At 43.6% G+C, this 19,045-nt stretch carries 20 protein-coding genes and 1 pseudogene; 14 read left to right on the top strand and 7 right to left on the bottom strand.

Features of this window, described 5'->3' with window-relative positions; genetic code table 11:
- Positions 1 to 27: 27 nt before the first annotated feature.
- Positions 28 to 102, bottom strand: a pseudogene (locus tag AC6I1H_RS02350) (LytTR family transcriptional regulator DNA-binding domain-containing protein); the annotation flags it as partial.
- The gene (locus AC6I1H_RS02345; protein WP_497739426.1) at positions 101 to 376 is read right to left on the bottom strand and encodes an accessory gene regulator B family protein; all 276 of its coding nucleotides are present in this window, start codon (positions 374 to 376) and stop codon (positions 101 to 103) included. The pseudogene AC6I1H_RS02350 and the gene AC6I1H_RS02345, both read right to left, overlap by 2 nt.
- Before the next feature lie 196 nt (positions 377 to 572).
- Here AC6I1H_RS02345 and AC6I1H_RS02340 point away from each other — a divergent pair, with 196 nt between their 5' ends.
- Complete coding sequence (locus AC6I1H_RS02340) at positions 573 to 668, top strand: putative holin-like toxin (protein WP_497740690.1); 96 nt, start codon at positions 573 to 575, stop codon at positions 666 to 668.
- A 177-nt stretch (positions 669 to 845) separates the two neighbouring features.
- Here the strand turns inward: AC6I1H_RS02340 and AC6I1H_RS02335 are convergent, their stop codons facing one another.
- Positions 846 to 1,088: an ATP-binding cassette domain-containing protein gene (locus tag AC6I1H_RS02335; RefSeq protein ID WP_497739425.1), complete on the bottom strand. Its 243-nt coding sequence runs from the start codon at positions 1,086 to 1,088 to the stop codon at positions 846 to 848.
- 199 nt (positions 1,089 to 1,287) lie between these two features.
- Between AC6I1H_RS02335 and AC6I1H_RS02330 the strand changes: the two genes are divergently transcribed.
- A complete protein-coding gene (locus AC6I1H_RS02330) occupies positions 1,288 to 1,878 on the top strand; it encodes a hypothetical protein (RefSeq protein ID WP_497739424.1) in 591 nt (196 codons plus the stop codon).
- Positions 1,879 to 1,968: 90 nt separating this feature from the next.
- Positions 1,969 to 2,538, top strand: coding sequence for a hypothetical protein (locus AC6I1H_RS02325; protein WP_497739423.1), 570 nt, complete (start codon positions 1,969 to 1,971; stop codon positions 2,536 to 2,538).
- Positions 2,539 to 2,594: 56 nt separating this feature from the next.
- Here AC6I1H_RS02325 and AC6I1H_RS02320 read toward each other — a convergent pair whose 3' ends face one another.
- On the bottom strand, positions 2,595 to 3,767 hold the full coding sequence (locus AC6I1H_RS02320) for a class I SAM-dependent rRNA methyltransferase (protein ID WP_497739422.1): 1,173 nt from the start codon (positions 3,765 to 3,767) through the stop codon (positions 2,595 to 2,597).
- Between the two features lie 127 nt (positions 3,768 to 3,894).
- Between AC6I1H_RS02320 and AC6I1H_RS02315 the strand changes: the two genes are divergently transcribed.
- Positions 3,895 to 4,872, top strand: coding sequence for a helix-turn-helix transcriptional regulator (locus AC6I1H_RS02315; RefSeq protein ID WP_497739421.1), 978 nt, complete (start codon positions 3,895 to 3,897; stop codon positions 4,870 to 4,872).
- A 158-nt stretch (positions 4,873 to 5,030) separates the two neighbouring features.
- On the opposite strand, the gene AC6I1H_RS02310 is transcribed toward AC6I1H_RS02315, so the two are convergent.
- Genes AC6I1H_RS02310 through AC6I1H_RS02300 form a run of 3 tightly spaced genes read right to left on the bottom strand, consistent with a single transcriptional unit; the run spans position 5,031 to position 7,204 of the window.
- Positions 5,031 to 5,387: a YlbF/YmcA family competence regulator gene (locus tag AC6I1H_RS02310; RefSeq protein ID WP_497739420.1), complete on the bottom strand. Its 357-nt coding sequence runs from the start codon at positions 5,385 to 5,387 to the stop codon at positions 5,031 to 5,033.
- Positions 5,388 to 5,390: 3 nt separating this feature from the next.
- Positions 5,391 to 6,107 (bottom strand): HAD family hydrolase, encoded by a 717-nt coding sequence (locus AC6I1H_RS02305; protein WP_497739419.1) that lies wholly within the window; start codon positions 6,105 to 6,107, stop codon positions 5,391 to 5,393.
- Positions 6,104 to 7,204: a mandelate racemase/muconate lactonizing enzyme family protein gene (locus AC6I1H_RS02300; protein WP_497739418.1), complete on the bottom strand. Its 1,101-nt coding sequence runs from the start codon at positions 7,202 to 7,204 to the stop codon at positions 6,104 to 6,106. Before AC6I1H_RS02300 ends, AC6I1H_RS02305 begins: the two co-directional genes overlap by 4 nt.
- Positions 7,205 to 7,344: 140 nt before the next feature.
- On the opposite strand from AC6I1H_RS02300, the gene AC6I1H_RS02295 reads away from it, so the two are divergent.
- The 10 genes from AC6I1H_RS02295 to pyk all read left to right on the top strand — a co-directional run bounded on the left by AC6I1H_RS02295 (position 7,345) and on the right by pyk (position 18,881).
- Complete coding sequence (locus AC6I1H_RS02295; RefSeq protein WP_497739417.1) at positions 7,345 to 8,124, top strand: PHP domain-containing protein; 780 nt, start codon at positions 7,345 to 7,347, stop codon at positions 8,122 to 8,124.
- A gap of 196 nt (positions 8,125 to 8,320) precedes the next feature.
- Positions 8,321 to 9,199, top strand: a complete 879-nt coding sequence (rapZ, locus tag AC6I1H_RS02290) for an RNase adapter RapZ (protein WP_497740689.1) — start codon at positions 8,321 to 8,323, stop codon at positions 9,197 to 9,199.
- Positions 9,189 to 10,130: a gluconeogenesis factor YvcK family protein gene (locus AC6I1H_RS02285; protein WP_497739416.1), complete on the top strand. Its 942-nt coding sequence runs from the start codon at positions 9,189 to 9,191 to the stop codon at positions 10,128 to 10,130. The genes rapZ and AC6I1H_RS02285 overlap by 11 nt, the downstream gene beginning before the upstream one ends.
- A 96-nt stretch (positions 10,131 to 10,226) precedes the next feature.
- On the top strand, positions 10,227 to 11,192 hold the full coding sequence (gene whiA / locus AC6I1H_RS02280; protein ID WP_497739415.1) for a DNA-binding protein WhiA: 966 nt from the start codon (positions 10,227 to 10,229) through the stop codon (positions 11,190 to 11,192).
- On the top strand, positions 11,185 to 11,451 hold the full coding sequence (locus AC6I1H_RS02275) for an HPr family phosphocarrier protein (protein WP_497739414.1): 267 nt from the start codon (positions 11,185 to 11,187) through the stop codon (positions 11,449 to 11,451). Before whiA ends, AC6I1H_RS02275 begins: the two co-directional genes overlap by 8 nt.
- An 89-nt stretch (positions 11,452 to 11,540) precedes the next feature.
- Complete coding sequence (locus tag AC6I1H_RS02270; protein WP_497739413.1) at positions 11,541 to 12,839, top strand: DRTGG domain-containing protein; 1,299 nt, start codon at positions 11,541 to 11,543, stop codon at positions 12,837 to 12,839.
- A 9-nt stretch (positions 12,840 to 12,848) separates the two neighbouring features.
- Entirely contained in the window at positions 12,849 to 16,283 is a 3,435-nt protein-coding gene (locus tag AC6I1H_RS02265) for a DNA polymerase III subunit alpha (RefSeq protein ID WP_497739412.1), read from the top strand.
- 4 nt (positions 16,284 to 16,287) lie between these two features.
- Positions 16,288 to 16,482 carry a hypothetical protein gene (locus AC6I1H_RS02260; protein ID WP_120767537.1) on the top strand — a complete coding sequence of 65 codons (195 nt, stop codon included), beginning with the start codon at positions 16,288 to 16,290 and terminating at the stop codon, positions 16,480 to 16,482.
- 14 nt (positions 16,483 to 16,496) lie between these two features.
- On the top strand, positions 16,497 to 17,456 hold the full coding sequence (gene pfkA / locus AC6I1H_RS02255) for a 6-phosphofructokinase (RefSeq protein ID WP_497739411.1): 960 nt from the start codon (positions 16,497 to 16,499) through the stop codon (positions 17,454 to 17,456).
- Between the two features lie 15 nt (positions 17,457 to 17,471).
- The gene (gene pyk / locus AC6I1H_RS02250) at positions 17,472 to 18,881 is read left to right on the top strand and encodes a pyruvate kinase (RefSeq protein ID WP_497739410.1); all 1,410 of its coding nucleotides are present in this window, start codon (positions 17,472 to 17,474) and stop codon (positions 18,879 to 18,881) included.
- Positions 18,882 to 19,045 lie beyond the last annotated feature (164 nt).

Genomic DNA, 19,045 nt, shown 5'->3' with positions numbered 1-19,045 from the left:
CTAAAAAATGTACAATAAAAGCCCTGTTTATACGGCAGGGTTTTCTATTTTTTCAACCATTTCCATGTTCACAATGTATGATTTATGGACTCTATAAAAATTACCGTTTAAGGATGCTCAGGAAAACAGCTTGAAAATAACCCATCTGATCCAGCATAAAAAAGGTATTATTTAATAAAAAGATCGCTCCAAGAATTACTATGGTTATTTGTTTCATCTTTATTCTTACAGCAATGTCGGTCACTACATTTTTATCGGTACCAGCCGGCGCCCATTTCATGATTACAAAAAAAGACCTGCTATTAAGATCAGATCGCCCATCAATGTAAAAGGTAGCCTGGCACCAATTATCTTCACTGCCGCACTTGTAAAACATAGGACAGTAATGATTGGGGTATGAGAATTAGAGAATGGATGACATTTTGAAGAGGGGTGTAACTGGCGTATTTTGGGGGTTGAATGGCGTAATGGTTTGATTTGAAAACGGTCTTTTTTATTGTCGCAGTGTATTAAGTACGGTATAATTTTGCATAAGGTAATCGGATAAGCAGGGTGTGGTTGCCACCTCCTTGATGATAAAAGGAAGGAGGTGGTGCGGTATGAGTACATATGAGGCTCTGTCATTAATGATCGCATCCTCTATGTTTACCGTATCGCTGATTTCTTGATTATTGTTTTAATTAAGGCAATAAATAAAGGAAAAAAATAACAATCACCCTGCTCGGCCATAGGGTGATTGTTATTTAATAACCCGTGGCAACCGCACTATTGCGGTTCCGATTACCTCTTTATCTATATTATAACATTTTTTTTGCATATGTAAACAACAAAATATTCATTGTATTTTAGGGGTTGATTATTGCACCGTCCCGCAGCCTGATGCGCCTTTTGGCGTGAGCTATTACTTCCTGGTCGTGGGTTGCCACAACTACTGCCAAACCTTGACAGTTTAATTCGTCCAAAAGCTCCATTATGCTATCCCGCGTATCAGTATCCAGGTTCCCGGTTAATTCGTCTGCCAAAAGTACTTTGGGGTTGCGTATTAAAGCCCGGGCGACAGCTACCCTCTGCTGTTCACCGCCGGACATTTCTTGGGCGTCTATATGATATTCTGTTTGAAAGACCTACCCGCTCCATCAGTTCCATGGCCTTTTTCCTGGCTGAATTGTATTTTTCGTAGGGCAGCAATTGATATTTAGAAATATATGGAAGCGTAAAAAACATGCAGAAAAACAATTAAGAATGGCAATAATATATCTCGGAAATTCAAAAATGGAGGTGTCTTTTTTGGACAATCTACAGGCTATTCCCCATGCTTTTTCTGAGCAGAATACTGGTCTAGAAAATTTTTTTAAGCAGAGCCAGAAAAATTTTACAAATATAAATAATTTAGTTAAAAATATACAGGATAATTTACTTACCTTCAAGAATGATATTGATAACACATTGAAACAGATTGAAATGGATATCGAACAAAACAGGAACGTGCTCGCCAGGTGGGTAGATGGTTCCAATACCAAATTAAGGCAGGAACAAATTTCTCAAAAACGCATGGCCCTTCTGGAAGGTGTTAAAAAAATAAATGATGGTTTAACCCAATTTTCTCAGGAGCTTTCCAGGTATATAGATGAGTTCAATACCGCCTCCCGGCAATTTGCCATAAATTATAAAAATCTGGAAAACCAGTTAAGAGCCGGCATAAACGATATTCCGCTCCCGGTCTGGAATGAATCAACTGCTCCGGTGAACCCTGCCGTTCAGAATTTGCAGGATGCGCTGCAACAGGCCATAGATGCATTGAATACGGCTCAACAGGGCGTTTTGCAAAGAAAGGTTTTCTATGAATTGAACAGGTCTATAGACAATATGGTGCACTAAAACCCCGTTTTTGAAAAAATTTCATATATTATTCTGCTTATTCGAGGGAATATTAATATAGAAAGTCGATTTTTTGTTGGGGGTGCTAGATTGGCACGCAGGAAAGATTTAAACGAATATTTGCTTGAAAAGAAAGTGGATTCCGAGGTATCACATGAGCTAAACAACAGAACGGGCAGCACCGGTACCTATTATGCCGGCATGATAGGCGCCGGACAGCCGAAACAAGGAGGTTCTCAAATGATGCAAACTTCTCCACAGCAATTTCAGCAGCTGTTAAATCAATTGAAAAGTCAGGCCCAGACCCAGCAGCAGCAAACGGATGCTCAGGTAAACCAGGCAATTCAGCAGGCGATTAATGCGCTAACGCAGGCTCAGCAGAGCATCCAGACAAATCAGGTATTTTATCAAATGAACCAGCTTTTAGATCAATCGACGAAACAACTTCAGCAATTGCAGCAAATGCCACAGCAACAGCAACAGCAGCAACAACTCCAGCAATATATGCAGCAAATAAAAAACACCCAATCTCAGATAGAAAATACCCAGAGTCAGGTACAGAATACCCAGCAGCAGGCTCAACAGGCGCAGGAGGCAGCTCAGCAGCAGGCAAGGATAGCTCAGCAGAACAACGAGGCTGTTTCCCGATACTTTCAGTAAAACGGCAAAAGAGAGGTCCGTCAAAAGGCGCTCCTCTCTTTTTCGTTCTTTATAATTTACAGGACCTGCAGTATGAGAAATTTCAAATACCTGGTTTCTTCGGCAGGCATCAGTATGGGATGATCTTTTGCCTGAGTCCGGCTCTCCACAAGCCTGAGCCTGAGCCTGGCGTCAAAGGCCGCAGACTCAATGATTTCCCGAAAAAGGGCTTCGCTTACATGATGAGAACAGGACGATGTGACAAGATATCCGCCGGGTTTGAGCAGTTTTAAGCCTCTTAAATTTATTTCCTTATACCCTCTTACCGCATTTTCCAGAGCGAATTTGTTTTTGGCAAAAGCAGGCGGGTCCAGGATGACTACATCGAACTTCCGCCCTTCGTCATAAAACCGACGCAGTACATCAAAGGCATTTCCTTCGGCAAACCTGCATATGTGAGACAAATTATTAATTTCCGCATTTTTATTGGCATATTCTACGGCTTCGGCTGAAACGTCGTAAGCCAGAACATTTTTTGCGCCGAAGCGAGCTGCACAAAGAGCGAAAGCTCCGGTATAACAAAAACATTCGAGGACATTGGCGCCTTTTACCAGCGGTGCCAGTGCATGACGGTTTTCCTTTTGATCCAAAAAAAATCCGGTTTTCTGCCCTTTTTCCACATCAACATAAAACTTCAGGCCGTTTTCTTCGATAATTACTATAGGGTCAAATTTTCCGTACAGAAAACCCTTTTGCTGGGGCAATCCCTCAAGCTCCCTAACGGGAACGTCGTTTCGCTCATATATGCCCCTGGGGTTAAAGATTTCCTTCAACACATCCACAATGACCGGTTTAAACCGGTCCATCCCCAGCGCTAGAGTTTGGATGACCAGGATATCTTCAAATTTGTCCACAATAAGGGCGGGAAGAAAGTCCGATTCACCGTAAACAACCCTGAAGCTCCCGTGAAATTCCAGACTTTGACGGTACTTTAAAGCCGCAAGGATCCTTTTCTTAAAAAATTCCCTATCGATTACTTCATCTTTATTTTCGGTCAAAAATCTGACGACAATCTGAGATTTTGGATTTATATAACCCCTGCCCAGGAATTTTCCTTTAAAATTCACCACATCCACAATATCTCCGGGATTAAAATCCCCTTCCACGGTCTCAATCTCCGTTTTGAATACCCAGGGATGGCCGTGCTCGATTCTTTTTGAACGGTTTCTGGATAGAATCACTTTAGCCAAAGTCATTTTCCTCCGATAAAAAAATTTTGCATTGTTATTATACCATTTTTTCTCAAATATAGCACATATTTTGCAGGAATATGACATTTTTTATCGAATTTTAGAACAATGAAAGGAGCATTGATTTATGAGCAAATTTTCCCGCATGATAGATATAATGATGTATCTGCAAGCCCGAAATCTTGTAAAAGCGCAGGAACTGGCCGACATTCTTGAAACGGATTTAAAAACCGTTTACAGAGACATAGAGTCTTTGAGAACGGCAAACATTCCGATAGAGTCAAAACCTGGCAGGTATGGAGGTTTTTACATTCCTAAAGATTTTTACTTTAAGGCACCGAAGCTTACTCCGGAAGAAATCGCGGTGCTGTTCTTTGCAGGTGAAGTGCTTGTCAAGAAAAACGGGTTCATGTTTGAAAAAGATTTTAGAACCGCCCTTTCAAAATTGAAAAATACCCTGGCAAAAGATGAGATAAAAACTTCTTCGAACAAAATTTCTTCCATATCCTACGAAATCGAAACATTGAAAACAAGGCTGTGGGAAAATTTATTCTACATAATTGAAAAATGTATTTCAGAAAAGAAGAGCATCGAGGTTGAATACTATACCCTGAGCAGAGATGAAACAAAGCGGAGGATTCTGGATCCCTATCATTTGATTTACAAAAGCGGTGCGTGGTATCTTATTGCTTTCTGCCACTGGCGCAAAGATGTCAAGATATTCAGAGTAGACCGCATAAAAGCCGTAAATGAAACCGGAAAATCATTTGTAATTAGAAAAAATTTTTCGTTGAGAGAGTATCTTAAAAACTCATGGCAAATAACCCGGGGCGAAGAGGTTAACGTGATTGTGCGATTTTTTCCGCCTGCTTCCAGGATGGTGAGAGAAATGGAGTGGCTGCCCACCCAGAAGATTGTTGAAGAAAAGAATGGGACAATAATATTTTCTGCCAGAGTAAGCGGACTTATGGAAATAAAAAGATGGATCCTGGGTTATGGAAGCCAGGCTGAAGTGCTGGAGCCCCAGAGTTTGAGGCAGGAAATTTTTTCCGAAGCCGAGAAAATTTTAAGCCGATATATACCTGTTGATAACGGCATAAAATAGCCGAAAAAAAAGATACTTTTTTAACAATAAATTAATATTTTTATAACATTATCTTAATAAAGTCTTGCTAATATATAATCATCCACTGAATTTCAAACCGCTTTCTACCTCCTTATTTATTAAATTTTAAGCAAGCCCAATAAAAGGCTTGCTTATTTTTACTCATTTTTTGATTGTTCGTCAAAGTTTAGATCAAGCCCGACAGCCCTGGCGATAATGCCCTGAATATCGGCCATCAATACGGCAAACTTCGCTTCCGCTTCCAGGTACTGTCTTAATAAAGAATTATAACTTACGATGTTATATAAGTTTTCAAGATTTTTTTGGGCATCTTCCACAGGCTTGCCGGAAAGCTTTAAAGCTTCCACCTCGAGTTGCCTCGCCCTTAAATCTTTTAGCATGTTTTTAGCCTGGATGTCTTTTTCAAGTTCCTCTTTTGCCCTGGAAAATTCACGATATTCGGGGCACTGGCTCAAGGCGCGAGCCAGTTCGTGGGCCAGGTCATACACATTCATGCGTCATACCTCCTTTAATTTTTCGACAAAATCAAGAAGGTCGTTCAAGGACCCGCAATAATCGCATTTTATATCAAGATTTTTTCTGTTCAGCATATGGTCGGTCACCAGATATGTTTTCATCCCAAGCAGCCCGGCCGCCAGGTCCTCCTCCACATCGTTGCCTATCATTATGCATTCATCCGGGCTCTTTCGAATTCTTTCAAGGATTTCTTCATAATACTCCAGATGAGGTTTGGAAAAGTGCATGTTTTCATAGGTTGTAACGAGCCTGTACGGAAAATCGATGGCATCTATCCACCTGAGCCTTTCTAAAATGGCGCTTTCCGGGAAAATGGGGCTGGTGGCTATTACAAGATTATAACCCTTTTTTAAAGCAGTATTTAAAATCTTTGCCGCTACAGGATTTTTATTTACAATGCACGAAAGGGTGGGAAAGTCGTTTTTATAAAAATCGTCAAAAATCTGAATCAACTCTTTCTTTTTATCAGAGGGCATCCTGGGGAGAAAATCTTCCCAGAACACGTCCTTATTAGTCTTTGAAGGATTTAGGTCGTGAATCATGACATATGTAGATGACATAAGTTTCTGTATAAATTCTTCGGGCTCTATTAGTGAAGCAAGTTTTGAGGCAAGCAGTTTCAGATAATTGTCTATAAACTCATCGGTGTCTATGGGCAATAAAGTGCCGTCCAGATCAAAAAGCAGTGTGTCTATCATGGTCGAACCTCCTCGTGCAAAAAGTCGTTAGTTATTATTTCCGTAACTCCTGTCCCGGGTTCATTGCCCAGATGAAATATTGCGTTTTCGACTATGGCGCCGCCGATCACCGGGTCTTGCTTCAGATACATGGCCGAATCCAGGTCGGCTCTGGTTATATTCTTTACTCCGCAGGCAAGATGTACCGCAGGAAGTATGCTGGCTCTGGTCTCCACCATGCAACCCACCATGCATTCCATACCGGCGCTTTCAGCAATATGTGCTATCTGCAATGCTTTAAAAATTCCGCCGCACTTGGAAAGCTTTATATTGATAAGATCCGCCGCCTCTTTTTTAATGAGCATAATGGCATCCTGAGGCGTATGGCATGCTTCGTCGGCCATTATGGGGACATCCACGCTTTTCGTGACTTTTGCGAGACCGTCTATATCCCAAAAAGGGACAGGCTGTTCCACCAGCTCGATATCATATTCTTCGAGAGCCTTTATGATTCTGATGGCTTCCTTAGGCTTCCATCCCTGATTGGCGTCAAGACGTATTTTTACATCATAACCCACTTCTTCCCGAATTTTTTTTATGCGTTCCATATCCTTGGCCGGTTCTTCTCCAACCTTTACCTTAAGCGTTTTGAAACCTTTATTTTTAAGTTCCACCGCCTCTTTTGCCATGATTTCCGGTTCGTCGATTCCCAGTGTGTAATCGGTCTCCAGTACACCTTTATATCCGCCAAGAAACTTATATAAAGGCAGCCCCGCGGATTTTGCCGAAAGGTCATACAAAGCCATGTCTACTGCCGCTTTGGCTGCAGTGTTTTTAGTTATGATTCTATCCATTATTGCCGAAATTTTTTCCATATCGGTGGAGTCCTGACCGACTATGGCCGGTGTCAGAACTTCATTTATGACGTATTTTATAGATTCGAGAGATTCTCCCGTCACCTTCTCGGGGCCGGCGGTACCGCCTATACCGATCAAACCGTTTTCGCCGTGGGCATATACTATTATATTTCTGGCTACGGTGGTTGTCCCGTATGCCACTCTGAAAGGCTTCTTCATGGGAACCGCAACAGCTACCGCTTCTATCCCTGTTATTTTCAATTTATCACTCCCCAAAGATATTTGTCTGTGTAATAATATTCTACGGTTTTTTTGCCAATTCCTGCTTTAATGCAACGTAAAATCAAAAAAATAGATTTTGTCCATAATATATATTATACTATGTATAGAGGAGGAGTCACATGAGATTATGGGCTGACTTTCATACGCATACAATATATAGTCATGGAACGGGCACGATAAGGCAAAATGTAGAAGTTGCAGTAAAAAAGGGGCTTTCAGCCATAGGTATATCGGAGCACGGCCCCGCCAATATCGGCATAGGTACCGATCCTGACGACTTTGAAAGGATGAGGGAAGAGGTAGAAAATTTAAAGACAATTTTCAGCGGAATTCGCATATTGCTGGGTTGTGAAGCCAATATTATAAGCCTTGACGGCGACCTGGACATTTCAGATAAAATACTGGCCAAGCTCGATTATGTCATGGCAGGTCTTCATCCTATGGTATGGACTCGAAGTCTGAAGGATGGTTACCACCTGATGGTTGAAAACATGCTTCAATGGCGCATAGGATCGCTCAGAGAAAAGACACTCGACCAGAACACAAAAGCCTTAGTAAGAGCGGTGAAAAACCATAAAATAGCAATTGTTACTCATCCGGGCCTTCATCTGCCAATAGACACCGCTGCACTGGCGAAGACTGCTGCGGAATGCGGTACGGCACTGGAGATAAATGCAGGGCACGGGTATATGACCGCAGAATACGCAACAATAGCAAAAAAATACGGTGTCAGGTTTGCCATAGGCAGCGACGCCCATCGACCGTCGGATGTGGGGAATTTCAGAAGAGGTCTCGAAATAGCAGAGAAAGCCGGTCTGAATGAAAACGATATTATAAATGCTGTAAGGATTCCCGAAATATCCAGAACCCAAGGTGATTATTCAACATATGTCCCATGAATTGCAGTGCTGTTCCCTAACATTGACTAGTACACTATAACCATCCCGAAGCTGTAACTTAAGAATTATATTATAATATATTATTATATTATGTGAGAAGTGAGGGAAAAGATTTTTGCCTGGGTAAAAATCCGACTTAATTACACCTCATACCTCTCACTTCCCACGTCTCAAAGGGGGTGATAGAATGAAAGATATAAAATTCATAATCATAACCGGTCTTTCCGGTGCCGGACGCACCCTGGCATTGAGGGTGTTTGAAGACCACGGCTATTTTTGTGTGGACAATCTGCCGCCGGCCTTAATACCCACTTTTGCCGAACTTTGCAAGGAAAGTAGGAAAAGAATAAATAAAATAGCCCTTGTCATAGATATTAGAGGCGGAGATTTTTTCGACAGCCTTTTTGAAAGCCTCAAGGCAATGCACGACGCCGGATATACATATAAAATACTGTTCCTGGAGGCGTCGGATGAAGTTCTCATAAAAAGATTCAAGGAAAGCCGCCGCCGTCATCCGCTGGCGCCGGAAGGTCGTATAGTTGAAGGTATAATTTCCGAGCGCAAGAAAATGATAAGATTGAAGCAGGAAGCAGACTGCATAATTGACACATCGTATAAAACCCCGGGTCAATTGAAGGAAGAGATAGTTAGGAATTTTATAGAATCGGGAAAAGAAGAACCGCTATTGATAAATATAGTGTCCTTCGGCTTCAAACAGGGTATCCCCCTCGATGCGGATCTGGTTTTCGACGTGAGATTCATACCGAATCCGTATTATGTGGACGAACTTCGCTCCCTTTCGGGTGAAGACCCCGAAGTGAGGGACTATGTGATGAAATGGCCGGAAAGCAGGCAATTTCTGGATAAATTAAACGATTTAATTGAATTCCTGATTCCGTATTATATAAAAGAAGGAAAATCCCAACTGGTGATTGCCATAGGCTGCACCGGCGGCCGGCACAGGTCCATAGCCGTTGCCAATGAACTTTCCGCACAACTTAAATCCGCACATCATAAAGTAATAGTGAATCATCGGGATTTCGACAAAGATAGAGGTGAAACGAGTGAATCCTAATATTGTATGTGTTGGCGGAGGAACCGGGCTCCCAAACCTCCTCAGAGGACTTAAAAAATATACATCAAATATAACCGCCGTAGTTACGGTAGCCGATGATGGCGGAAGTTCCGGAATAATTCGAGATGAATTAAAAATTCCACCGCCGGGCGATATACGGAATTGTCTTCTTGCCCTAGCCGATACTGAACCGCTGATGGAAAACCTTTTTCAGTATCGTTTTACTGTGGGTTCATTTAAGGGGCACAGCTTTGGAAACATTTTTCTGGCGGCAATGACGGAAATGCTGGGGGATTTTGAACTGGCTATAAAAGAATCCAGCAAAGTTCTTGCGGTCAGGGGCAGGGTATTGCCTTCGACATTGGAGGACGTCATCCTTGAAGCCGAATACTCCGACGGAAGCACTGCTTGGGGAGAATCAAATATCCCTCAGCCCAGAAGGCAAATCAAGCGCATCCGGATAAGACCGGAAGATGCGAAACCTCTGGACGAAGCCCTGGAGGCATTGGAAAAAGCCGATGCTGTGATACTCGGGCCCGGAAGCCTGTATACCAGCGTGATTCCCAATCTACTCGTAAAAGATATGGTAAGGAGCATTGCAGAGTCTCGAGCAAAAAAAATATATGTGGTAAATATAATGACCCAACCCGGAGAGACCACCGGTTATTCCGCCTATGACCATGTACGGGCCATAATAGAACACTCAAGAAGCGACCTTCTGGAGTATGTGGTGGTCAATACCGGAAGAGTCCCGGAAGAATTGCTGCACCGGTATCTGGCTGACGGAGCGGGCCCCGTAATCTGCGATAGTGAAAAAATCCGAAAAATGGGTTATAATGTTGTGGAAGCGGATATTTTGAACTATACCGATGTAGTCCGTCACAGTCCGGAAAAGCTTGCGGGAATCATTATGAACATAATAAAAACATAAATTGCTACAGTCGAAGCTCAAGAAAATATTTTTATTTGGTAAGAAGGTTTTTCATTTTTTTTGTAGAATAACAATAAAGTTAAAGCAGGTGTCATTATGTCTTTTTCCTATGAAGTAAAGGAAGAGCTCGCCCGGCTTACTTCGGATACATGCTGCCAGCGAGCAGAACTTGCGGCTATGATTCGCATGGCGGGAAGCATAAAGATTACGGGCGGTCCAGGTAAAGCGGCGCTTCAAATTCAAACGGAACATGCCTCTACCGCCAGAAAAGCATTTAAATTGCTTAAAAATCATGTTAAGTCTTCCGTGGAGGTTGTCATAAGCAAGAACAATTTTTTGAAAAACCATGTAATGTATATTATATCTGTAAATATGGAAGAAGCGCGCGGCCTGCTCAAAGATCTGGGCATATTGACCGAAAGTGAAAAAAGGATAGGTCTTAAAGGCTCAATCCATCCGCTGCTGGTAAGGAAACGATGCTGTCGCAGGGCATATCTCAGGGGCGCCTTTCTCGGAGGCGGGTCGATTAGCGACCCTAAGGGACCATATCATATGGAATTTGTTACTATTGGAAAAAGGCATGCTTCCGCTCTTTCCCGGCTAATCAACAGCTTCGGGCTAAAGTCCGGGTTGATGGAAAGGAAAAACAGCCAGATGGTATACTTGAAAGATGGAAATAACATAGCCGATCTTCTCGGGATAATGGGCGCACACAACAGCCTGCTCAAATTTGAAGATATAAGAGTTATTAAAGAAATGAGAAACAGTGTAAACCGCATGGTAAATTGCGAAACCGCAAATTTAAACAAAACCGTTGACGCCGCGGTGAGGCAGATAGAATGCATAAAATTTCTTAAACAGCAAAACCTCTTTGATGATTTACCTTCAAATTTAAAACAGGTTGCCGAACTTCGGCTCAAGTTTCCGGATTTGTGCCTCAAAGAGCTGGGCCAGATGATGACCCCGGTTTTGGGCAAGTCCGGTGTGAGCTATAGATTAAAAAAAATAGAAAATATAGTAGAAAATTTACAGTCAATGAAAGGAGAAAAAAAACATGTTTGAAAAAAATGTTGTAGTCAAAAACAAAACCGGTTTGCACGCAAGACCGGCGGCATTATTTGTCCAGACCGCCAACAAATTCAAATCAGAAATTTATATTGAAAAAGAAGGCAAAAAAGTCAATGCCAAAAGTATAATGGGAGTAATGTCTCTTGCTGTAAGCCAGGGGACCGAGATCAAGCTTTCAGCTCAGGGAGACGATGAAAAAGAGGCTGTGGAAAAACTTATTGAACTGATAGAAAGCAAATTTGGGGAAGAATAATTTAAAAGCTACCGTGACGGTAGCTTTTAAATTAGGTATAATAATATGCAGAATGCGGAGGAATGTCCCCAATGTAGGCGGAGGAAAATATGACAAAGCACGAACAGATAATAAATCACATTAAAAATTTAAAAGTGGGCTCCAGGATTTCCGTAAGACAGCTGGCTCAGGAACTCGAGGTTAGCGAAGGGACAGCTTATAGGGCTATTAAAGATGCTCAGCTGGAAGGCTTTGTCTGCACAATGCCCCGTATCGGCACTGTGCGCATCGAAAAGAAAACCGATGAAGCTATCGAGAAGCTTACTTTTGCAGAAGTCGTGAATATTGTGGAAGGCAGTATACTTGGTGGCAGGGCTGGCCTTCACAAGCCTCTGAACAAATTCCTCATAGGCGCTATGGAAGTAAAGGAAATGGCAGAATACATCGAGCCCGAGAGTCTGCTCATCGTAGGCAACAGGAAGGACGCCCAGATGCTGGCGCTTAAAATGGGAGCGGCAGTCCTTGTGACCGGCGGGTTCGATGTGGATGAGGAAGTCGTAAAACTTGCGGACAGAGTAAACATGCCGCTAATTTCTTCATCTTACGATACTTTTACGGTTGCTACCTGTATTAACAGGGCCTTATACAAACTCCTGGTGAGAAAGGATGTAATCAGGGTAAAAGACGCTATGGTAAAAGACCCGGATTACCTCGACATGAATGCGACGGTGGGCGACTGGCGCAGGTTGCTCAAGTTGACACACCACAGCAAGTTCCCGGTGGTGGATGAGGAAAAAAGGGTGGTGGGGATCGCCACTACCAATGATATAGCCGGCCTGCAAGACGATATTCTCATAAAAGACGTCATGAGCAAAAACCCAATAGTCGTAGGCAGGGACACGCCAGTGGCCCATGCCGCCCATGTTATGGTCTGGGAAGGAATTGAACTTATTCCCGTAGTGGAGGATAAAAAGCTAATCGGCGTAATAACCCGTCAGGATGCCATAAAAGCGCTGCAAAACTTAAGCTTCCAACCCCAGATCGGAGAAACCGTCGACGGAATAATAATGAGCCGTTTTTCGTTGTCCAAGACCGAAAACGGCGTGAGAATGAAAGGCAAAACGGGCCCCATTATGTTAAATCCGTACGGTGTGGCAAGCTGCGGGGCTCTGATGACGGTTATGACCAATGCGGGGTTTGAAGCTTTCAGAAGCCAGAAGCGCATGGAAACCGTTCTTGACAGCTTTACTGTGTATTTTTCCAAACCAGTGGAACTGGAAGAAGAAATCGAAGTGACGGCTGACATAATCGATATGGGCAGAAAATCAGGCAAAGCCGAAGTAAATGTATACCACAGGGGTAAACTGGTGGCAAAAGCCCTGATTTCCGTGAAGGTCATCGACAGGTAGGTGAACGAAATGACTGACTTTGTTCATCTTCATGTTCATACGAATTACAGCCTGCTCGACGGTGCGTGTAAGATAGAAAGGCTGGCTAAGCGCCTGGTAGAACTGGGCGCAAAAAGCGCTGCCATCACCGACCATGGTGCAATGTACGGTGCTGTGGAATTTTACAAAACGATGAAATCCCACGGCATAAAGCCCATAATAGGCTGTGAGGTTTACATGGCAAAACGCACCATGGCAGACAATCAGCCGGGAATAGATGACGATCAATATCATCTGGTGCTGCTGGCGAAGGACAACAAAGGCTACAGGAATTTGATGAAAATTGTTTCGCTGGGATTTATAGAAGGTTTTTATTATAAGCCCAGGGTGGACATGCACGTGCTTGGACAGTACAGCGAAGGTCTGATAGCGCTCAGCGCCTGCCTGGCCGGAGAAATTCCGACACTGCTTTTGGCGGGTGAATATGAAAGAGCGCGGCAGAAAGCCCTGGAATTTAGAGAAATTTTTGGCGCAGATAATTTTTATCTAGAACTCCAGGACCACGGCATACTGGATCAGAAAAAAGTAAACGGAGATCTGATATCGCTCAGCCGTGAAACCGGTATCCCGCTTGTGGCGACCAATGATGTCCATTATATTTTAAAACAAGACGCCCCTGTGCATGATGCTCTGCTCTGCATTCAAACCGGCAAAACTCTGGAAGACGAATCCAGACTTAAATTCGCAACAGAGGAGTTCTACCTTAAATCCGCCGAGGAAATGCAAATTCTGTTTTCTTATGTACCCGACGCTCTGGAGAACACCATGCGAATCGCAGAAAGATGCAATGTGGAACTGGACTTTAACACACTGCACCTTCCGTCTTATAAAGTACCTGACGGTTACACCCAGGACGAATATCTTGAAAAATTGTGCTTTCAAGGCCTGGCGGAGCGGTATTCGAATATCACTCCGGAAATCAAACACAGACTCAATTATGAACTGGATACCATCAAGAGGATGGGATATTCCAGCTATTTTCTCATCGTCTGGGATTTCATAAACTTTGCCAGGAAAAATAGGATAATGGTAGGACCGGGCAGAGGTTCCGCAGCAGGGAGCCTCGTGGCATACTGCCTGCACATCACGAATATCGATCCCCTGAAATATAACCTTCTCTTTGAGCGATTTTTAAATCCGGAAAGGGTTACAATGCCGGACATTGATGTGGATTTTTGCTACGAGAGACGGCAGGAAGTGATAGATTATGTGGTGGAAAAATATGGAAAGGACCGAGTAGCCCAGATCGTGACGTTCGGAACAATGGCCGCCAGGGCCGCCATCAGGGATGTGGGCAGGGTCCTGGGATACCCCTATGGCGAAGTGGACGCTATAGCAAAGATGGTCCCTATGGAACTGGGCATAACAATAGATAATGCACTCACCCTAAATCCCGAGTTAAAAAAAATGTATGATGAAAAGGATAGAGTCAGAAGGCTTCTCGATATAGCGAGAGCCCTGGAAGGATTTCCGAGACACGCTTCAACCCATGCCGCCGGAGTGGTTATATCAAAAGATCCCCTGGTGGAGCATGTACCTTTGCATAAGATAGGCGACTCCAATGTGGCAACTCAGTATACCATGACCACTCTGGAAGAACTAGGCCTTTTAAAGATGGATTTTCTAGGTCTGAGGACTCTTACGGTAATCAGAGACGCACTGAACATAATACGCCATACCCGTAATATAGAGATTGACCTTGACACGCTGCCTCTTGATGATAAAAAGGTTTATGAGATGTTAAGTGAAGGCAGCACTGCGGGAGTCTTCCAATTGGAAAGCAGCGGTATGCAAAATTTGCTAAAGGAACTGAAACCCAGTGTTTTCGAAGATATCATAGCCGTAATAGGGCTTTACAGGCCGGGCCCTCTGGGCAGTGGAGCGGCGGAAGAATTCATTAAAAGCAAAAACGGTGAAAAATCCATCAAATACCTCCATCCGCTCCTGGAACCCATTCTTTCAGAAACCTACGGCATAATATTATATCAGGAACAGGCGATGAAAATTGCCCAGGAGCTCGCCGGTTTTTCACTGGCCCAGGCAGACATTCTTAGAAAAGCCATGGGCAAGAAAAAACAGGATGTAATGGCGGCCCAGAGGGCTTCCTTTATAGAAGGCTGTGTTAAAAATAATATAGACAGCAATACAGCGGCGAAAATTTTTGACGATATTTCCTATTTTGCCGGTTACGGTTTCAACAAGGCTCATACCGCGGCTTACGCGGTGATCGCTTATCAGACGGCGTATCTTAAAGCGCATTACCCGGTGGAATTTATGGCAGCTCTCCTGACCAGCGTTATGGACAACAGCGACAAAATAGCTTTTTATGTTAATGAATGCCGGCATATGGGCATTGAGGTGCTGCCTCCGGACATAAACGAGAGTTTCGACACTTTCACCGTCATCGGCAAAAAAATCAGATTCGGCCTGACTGCGGTGAAAAACGTGGGCCATGGGGTAGCTAAAGCGATTATCGATGAAAGAAAAAGAGGAGGCAGGTTTACGACGCTATGGGATTTTGCCGAAAGAGTTTCCGAAGAACTCAATAAAAAGACGGTTGAAAGCTTGATAAAAAGCGGAGCCATGGATTCCCTCGGAGCCCGGCGGTCGCAGCTTCTGAATATTTACGAGGAAGTATTGAGCGGAGCTTCCAAACAAGAAAAAAAGATGAAAAATCAGATATCATTATTCGAACTAATTGAAAGCCCTGCTCCTTCAGAGACACTGCCGGATATTCCCGAATACCCGAAAAGTCAACTGCTCGCCATGGAAAAAGAGATGCTGGGACTTTATGTCACAGGTCATCCGCTGAGAGAATTTGAAAAACAACTCTTGAATACGACGACATTTTATAGTAAAAATTTATATGAGGAGGATTGCGAAGACAATCTTCAGGTAGTGGTGGGAGGTATTATTGCAGGAGTTAAGACAAAAACTACAAAAAGCGAAAAAATAATGGCTTTTTTGACCCTGGAGGACCTCACCGGGACCATGGAAATCCTCGTGTTTCCGCAGACTTATGATAAATACCGTGCACTTCTTCAGGCCGATTTAAAAGTCATTATAAAAGGCAGAGTGAATTTTAAAGAAGATGAAACTCCGAAAATAATCGCTGAGGAAATCGCCCCGCTGGAAAAAGTGTCTCTTGAAGAAGACAAACAGGATATTTTAATTATATTTATCCGCGATATTGAATCGGATTTACTGAGATTGAAAGATTTTATCAGGTCTCATCCGGGCAGGACCAGAGTAGTTGTTTATTTACAGGAACAGGACAGATGTTTTTTGTTAAAATCCGGCCTGAATTCTTCGAAAGAAAATCTTGGACTTCTTCATGACTTATGGGGTTACAATTTAATTTTAGATAACGAAGGGTCAATAATAATTAATAAAAAGGAGGCTTGAATTCGTGTGGACTGTTATTTATATGGCAACAGATAAAGATACCGCGCAAAAAGTGGAGCAGGTACTGAAATCAGAAGGGATTCTGGTTAAGACCAGGGAAGCCATGCGCAGCAAAAAACACGGATGTTGCATAGAAATACTGGTGCCGGAATCCGAAGCTCAGGAGGCTCAGAAAGTAATTCTTGAAAAAAATTTATAAAAGGGGAGAGGCTAATGAAAAGGATAGGCGTACTTACAAGCGGCGGGGATGCGCCGGGGATGAATGCCGCTGTCAGGGCTATAGTTAGAAAAGCTGTATATTACGGGATAGAAGTTTATGGAATAAAAAAGGGTTATATGGGTCTTATTAATTCCGATTTTGTCAAACTCGATTCAAGTTCCGTGGGAGATATTGTCCATCGCGGCGGCACCTTTTTGAGGACGGCCCGGTGCGAGGAATTTAAGACCGAAGAAGGACAGAAAAAAGCTATAAAGAATCTGGAGGCTTTCGGGATAGAAGGTCTGGTCGTAATAGGCGGGGACGGTTCGTTCAGGGGAGCCATAGCCCTCTCCCGACAGGGCATACCCACAATCGGCATTCCAGGCACCATCGATAACGATATTCCCTTTACCGATTACGCCATAGGCTTTGACACGGCTTTGAACACGGTGGTGGAAGCCGTAAATAAAGTAAGGGATACGGCAACTTCTCATGAGAGGACATTTGTGATAGAGGTTATGGGAAGAGAAGCCGGACATATAGCACTTTATGCGGGACTTGCCAGCGGTGCGGAGACAATACTAGTTCCTGAAATCCCGTTCAATGTGGACGATATATGCAACAAGATTATCAGCGGCTACAGAAGGGGGAAGCTTCACAGCATCATCATTGTAGCGGAAGGTGCGGCCAGCGGTTTTGATATCGGCAATAGAATCAAAGAAAAAACCGGCTTTGAGACCAGAATTATAGTGCTGGGTCACCTTCAGAGAGGTGGGACGCCTTCTGCTTTTGACCGCATCCTCGCCAGCAGGCTGGGAGGAAAGGCGGTGGAGCTGCTCAAGGATAATATCGGGAACAAGATGGTGGGGCTTGTCAATGGAGAACTGCTGGTGACCGATCTTGAAAAGATACTTGTCACGCCCAAACCGCTGGATATGGAAATATATAAGCTGGCAGAAATTCTATCCATGTAAGGGAGTGTCGCCTTTATGCTCAAGACCAAAATAATATGCACTCTCGGACCGGCCAGCGAAAGCAAGGACGTTATCTCAGGGCTGATATCAGCCGGGATGAACATTGCCCGATTGAACTTTTCCCATGGAACCCATGAGGAACACATGAAAAGAATCAATAATTTGAGGGAAGCAGCGAAGGAACTGAAAGCGAATGTGGCTATCATGCTGGATACCAAGGGGCCGGAGATAAGGCTGGGCACTTTTGCAAAAACGAAGGCAGTCTTAAAAGAAGGCCAGGACTTTGCTCTGTCGCTGGTACCTGTAGAAGGGAACGAGGACCGTGTTTTTGTGACCTACAAAGATTTATACAAGTTTGTTGAAAAAGGCGACAGGATTCTACTGGCGGATGGCCTTATCGAACTTGAAGTGAAGGAGTCCGGGGAACGGGAAGTGTTGTGCAGGGTGGTAAACGGCGGCGAGATCAGCGATAAAAAGAGCGTCAATGTTCCCAATAAATCCCTTCCCCTGCCGGCCATTACTCAAAAAGACATAGAAGACATCCTGTTCGGTATCCGTATGGGTATCGACTTCGTGGCGGCTTCCTTTGTCAGAAAAGCTTCGGACGTTCTGGATATCAGAAGGATACTTGAAGAAAACGGTGCGGAAGATGTTCAAATAATAGCAAAGATTGAAAACCGTGAAGGAGTCAATAACATAGATGAAATCATCAGTGCCGCCGACGGAGTGATGATAGCCCGCGGAGACCTGGGCGTGGAGATTCCTGTTGAAGAAGTGCCTCTTATCCAGAAAGATATTATAGCAAAGTGCAATGAAGCAGGAAAACCTGTCGTAACTGCAACTCAGATGCTGGATTCGATGATACGCAACCCCAGGCCTACAAGAGCGGAAACTACCGATGTAGCAAATGCCATATTTGACGGTACCGACGCAATAATGCTTTCGGGTGAGACTGCTGCAGGCAGCTATCCTGTAGAAACGGTAAAAATTATGGTAAAAATAGCAAGAAAAGCAGAAGATTCAGTGCATATTAAAAAATACAAAGAGCCGAAAGTTATAAAAACCGTCACGGATGCCATTAGCCATGCCTCATGCTCAATCGCTCACGACCTGGGGGTCAGGGCCATAATAACATCCACAAAATCCGGATATACAGCCAGAGCGGTGGCAAAATTCCGGCCTGAAATTCCTATTATTGCTGTAACTCCGAGAGAAAAGGTCATCAGGACTCTGCAGATTGTAAGAGGGGTTTGGCCGCTGCAGGTCGAAGACACCCGTTCTACGGATGAAATGTTCAGGGAAGCGGTGGAAGGCGCTTTGAAATCCGGAATTGTGCGAAAGGGCGACATGGTGGTTATAACTGCAGGAGTGCCTGCAAATGTGACAGGCACCACCAATTTGATAAGAGTACATATCATTGATTAAGAGTAGAACGGGAACAACTTAAAAGAGTTTTATGTTAACAAAAAATTAACATATTGAGTATTGACATAATTCGAAAACTGATGATAAAATACATATCAATAAATAAGTGATGTCAGAGGTCATAATTTCTAGCTTACATCCCCTTTTTACTCCAGGGCTATTAA

The organism is Biomaibacter sp. TOL (assembly GCF_059717795.1).
Note: the sequence above shows the minus strand (reverse complement) of the source record. Positions and strands in the feature narration are given on the sequence as shown.

What these genes read in the sequence shown, in the direction of transcription:
- AC6I1H_RS02305 (WP_497739419.1), bottom strand. Translation starts at nt 6,107, where the DNA reads ATGATAGACACACTGCTTTTTGATCTGGACGGCACTTTATTGCCCATA.
- AC6I1H_RS02345 (WP_497739426.1), bottom strand. Translation starts at nt 376, where the DNA reads ATGTTTTACAAGTGCGGCAGTGAAGATAATTGGTGCCAGGCTACCTTT.
- pyk (WP_497739410.1), top strand. Translation starts at nt 17,472, where the DNA reads ATGCTCAAGACCAAAATAATATGCACTCTCGGACCGGCCAGCGAAAGC.
- AC6I1H_RS02340 (WP_497740690.1), top strand. Translation starts at nt 573, where the DNA reads ATGATAAAAGGAAGGAGGTGGTGCGGTATGAGTACATATGAGGCTCTG.
- whiA (WP_497739415.1), top strand. Translation starts at nt 10,227, where the DNA reads ATGTCTTTTTCCTATGAAGTAAAGGAAGAGCTCGCCCGGCTTACTTCG.
- AC6I1H_RS02335 (WP_497739425.1), bottom strand. Translation starts at nt 1,088, where the DNA reads ATGTCCGGCGGTGAACAGCAGAGGGTAGCTGTCGCCCGGGCTTTAATA.
- AC6I1H_RS02310 (WP_497739420.1), bottom strand. Translation starts at nt 5,387, where the DNA reads ATGAATGTGTATGACCTGGCCCACGAACTGGCTCGCGCCTTGAGCCAG.
- AC6I1H_RS02295 (WP_497739417.1), top strand. Translation starts at nt 7,345, where the DNA reads ATGAGATTATGGGCTGACTTTCATACGCATACAATATATAGTCATGGA.
- pfkA (WP_497739411.1), top strand. Translation starts at nt 16,497, where the DNA reads ATGAAAAGGATAGGCGTACTTACAAGCGGCGGGGATGCGCCGGGGATG.
- AC6I1H_RS02275 (WP_497739414.1), top strand. Translation starts at nt 11,185, where the DNA reads ATGTTTGAAAAAAATGTTGTAGTCAAAAACAAAACCGGTTTGCACGCA.
- AC6I1H_RS02265 (WP_497739412.1), top strand. Translation starts at nt 12,849, where the DNA reads ATGACTGACTTTGTTCATCTTCATGTTCATACGAATTACAGCCTGCTC.
- AC6I1H_RS02270 (WP_497739413.1), top strand. Translation starts at nt 11,541, where the DNA reads ATGACAAAGCACGAACAGATAATAAATCACATTAAAAATTTAAAAGTG.
- AC6I1H_RS02315 (WP_497739421.1), top strand. Translation starts at nt 3,895, where the DNA reads ATGAGCAAATTTTCCCGCATGATAGATATAATGATGTATCTGCAAGCC.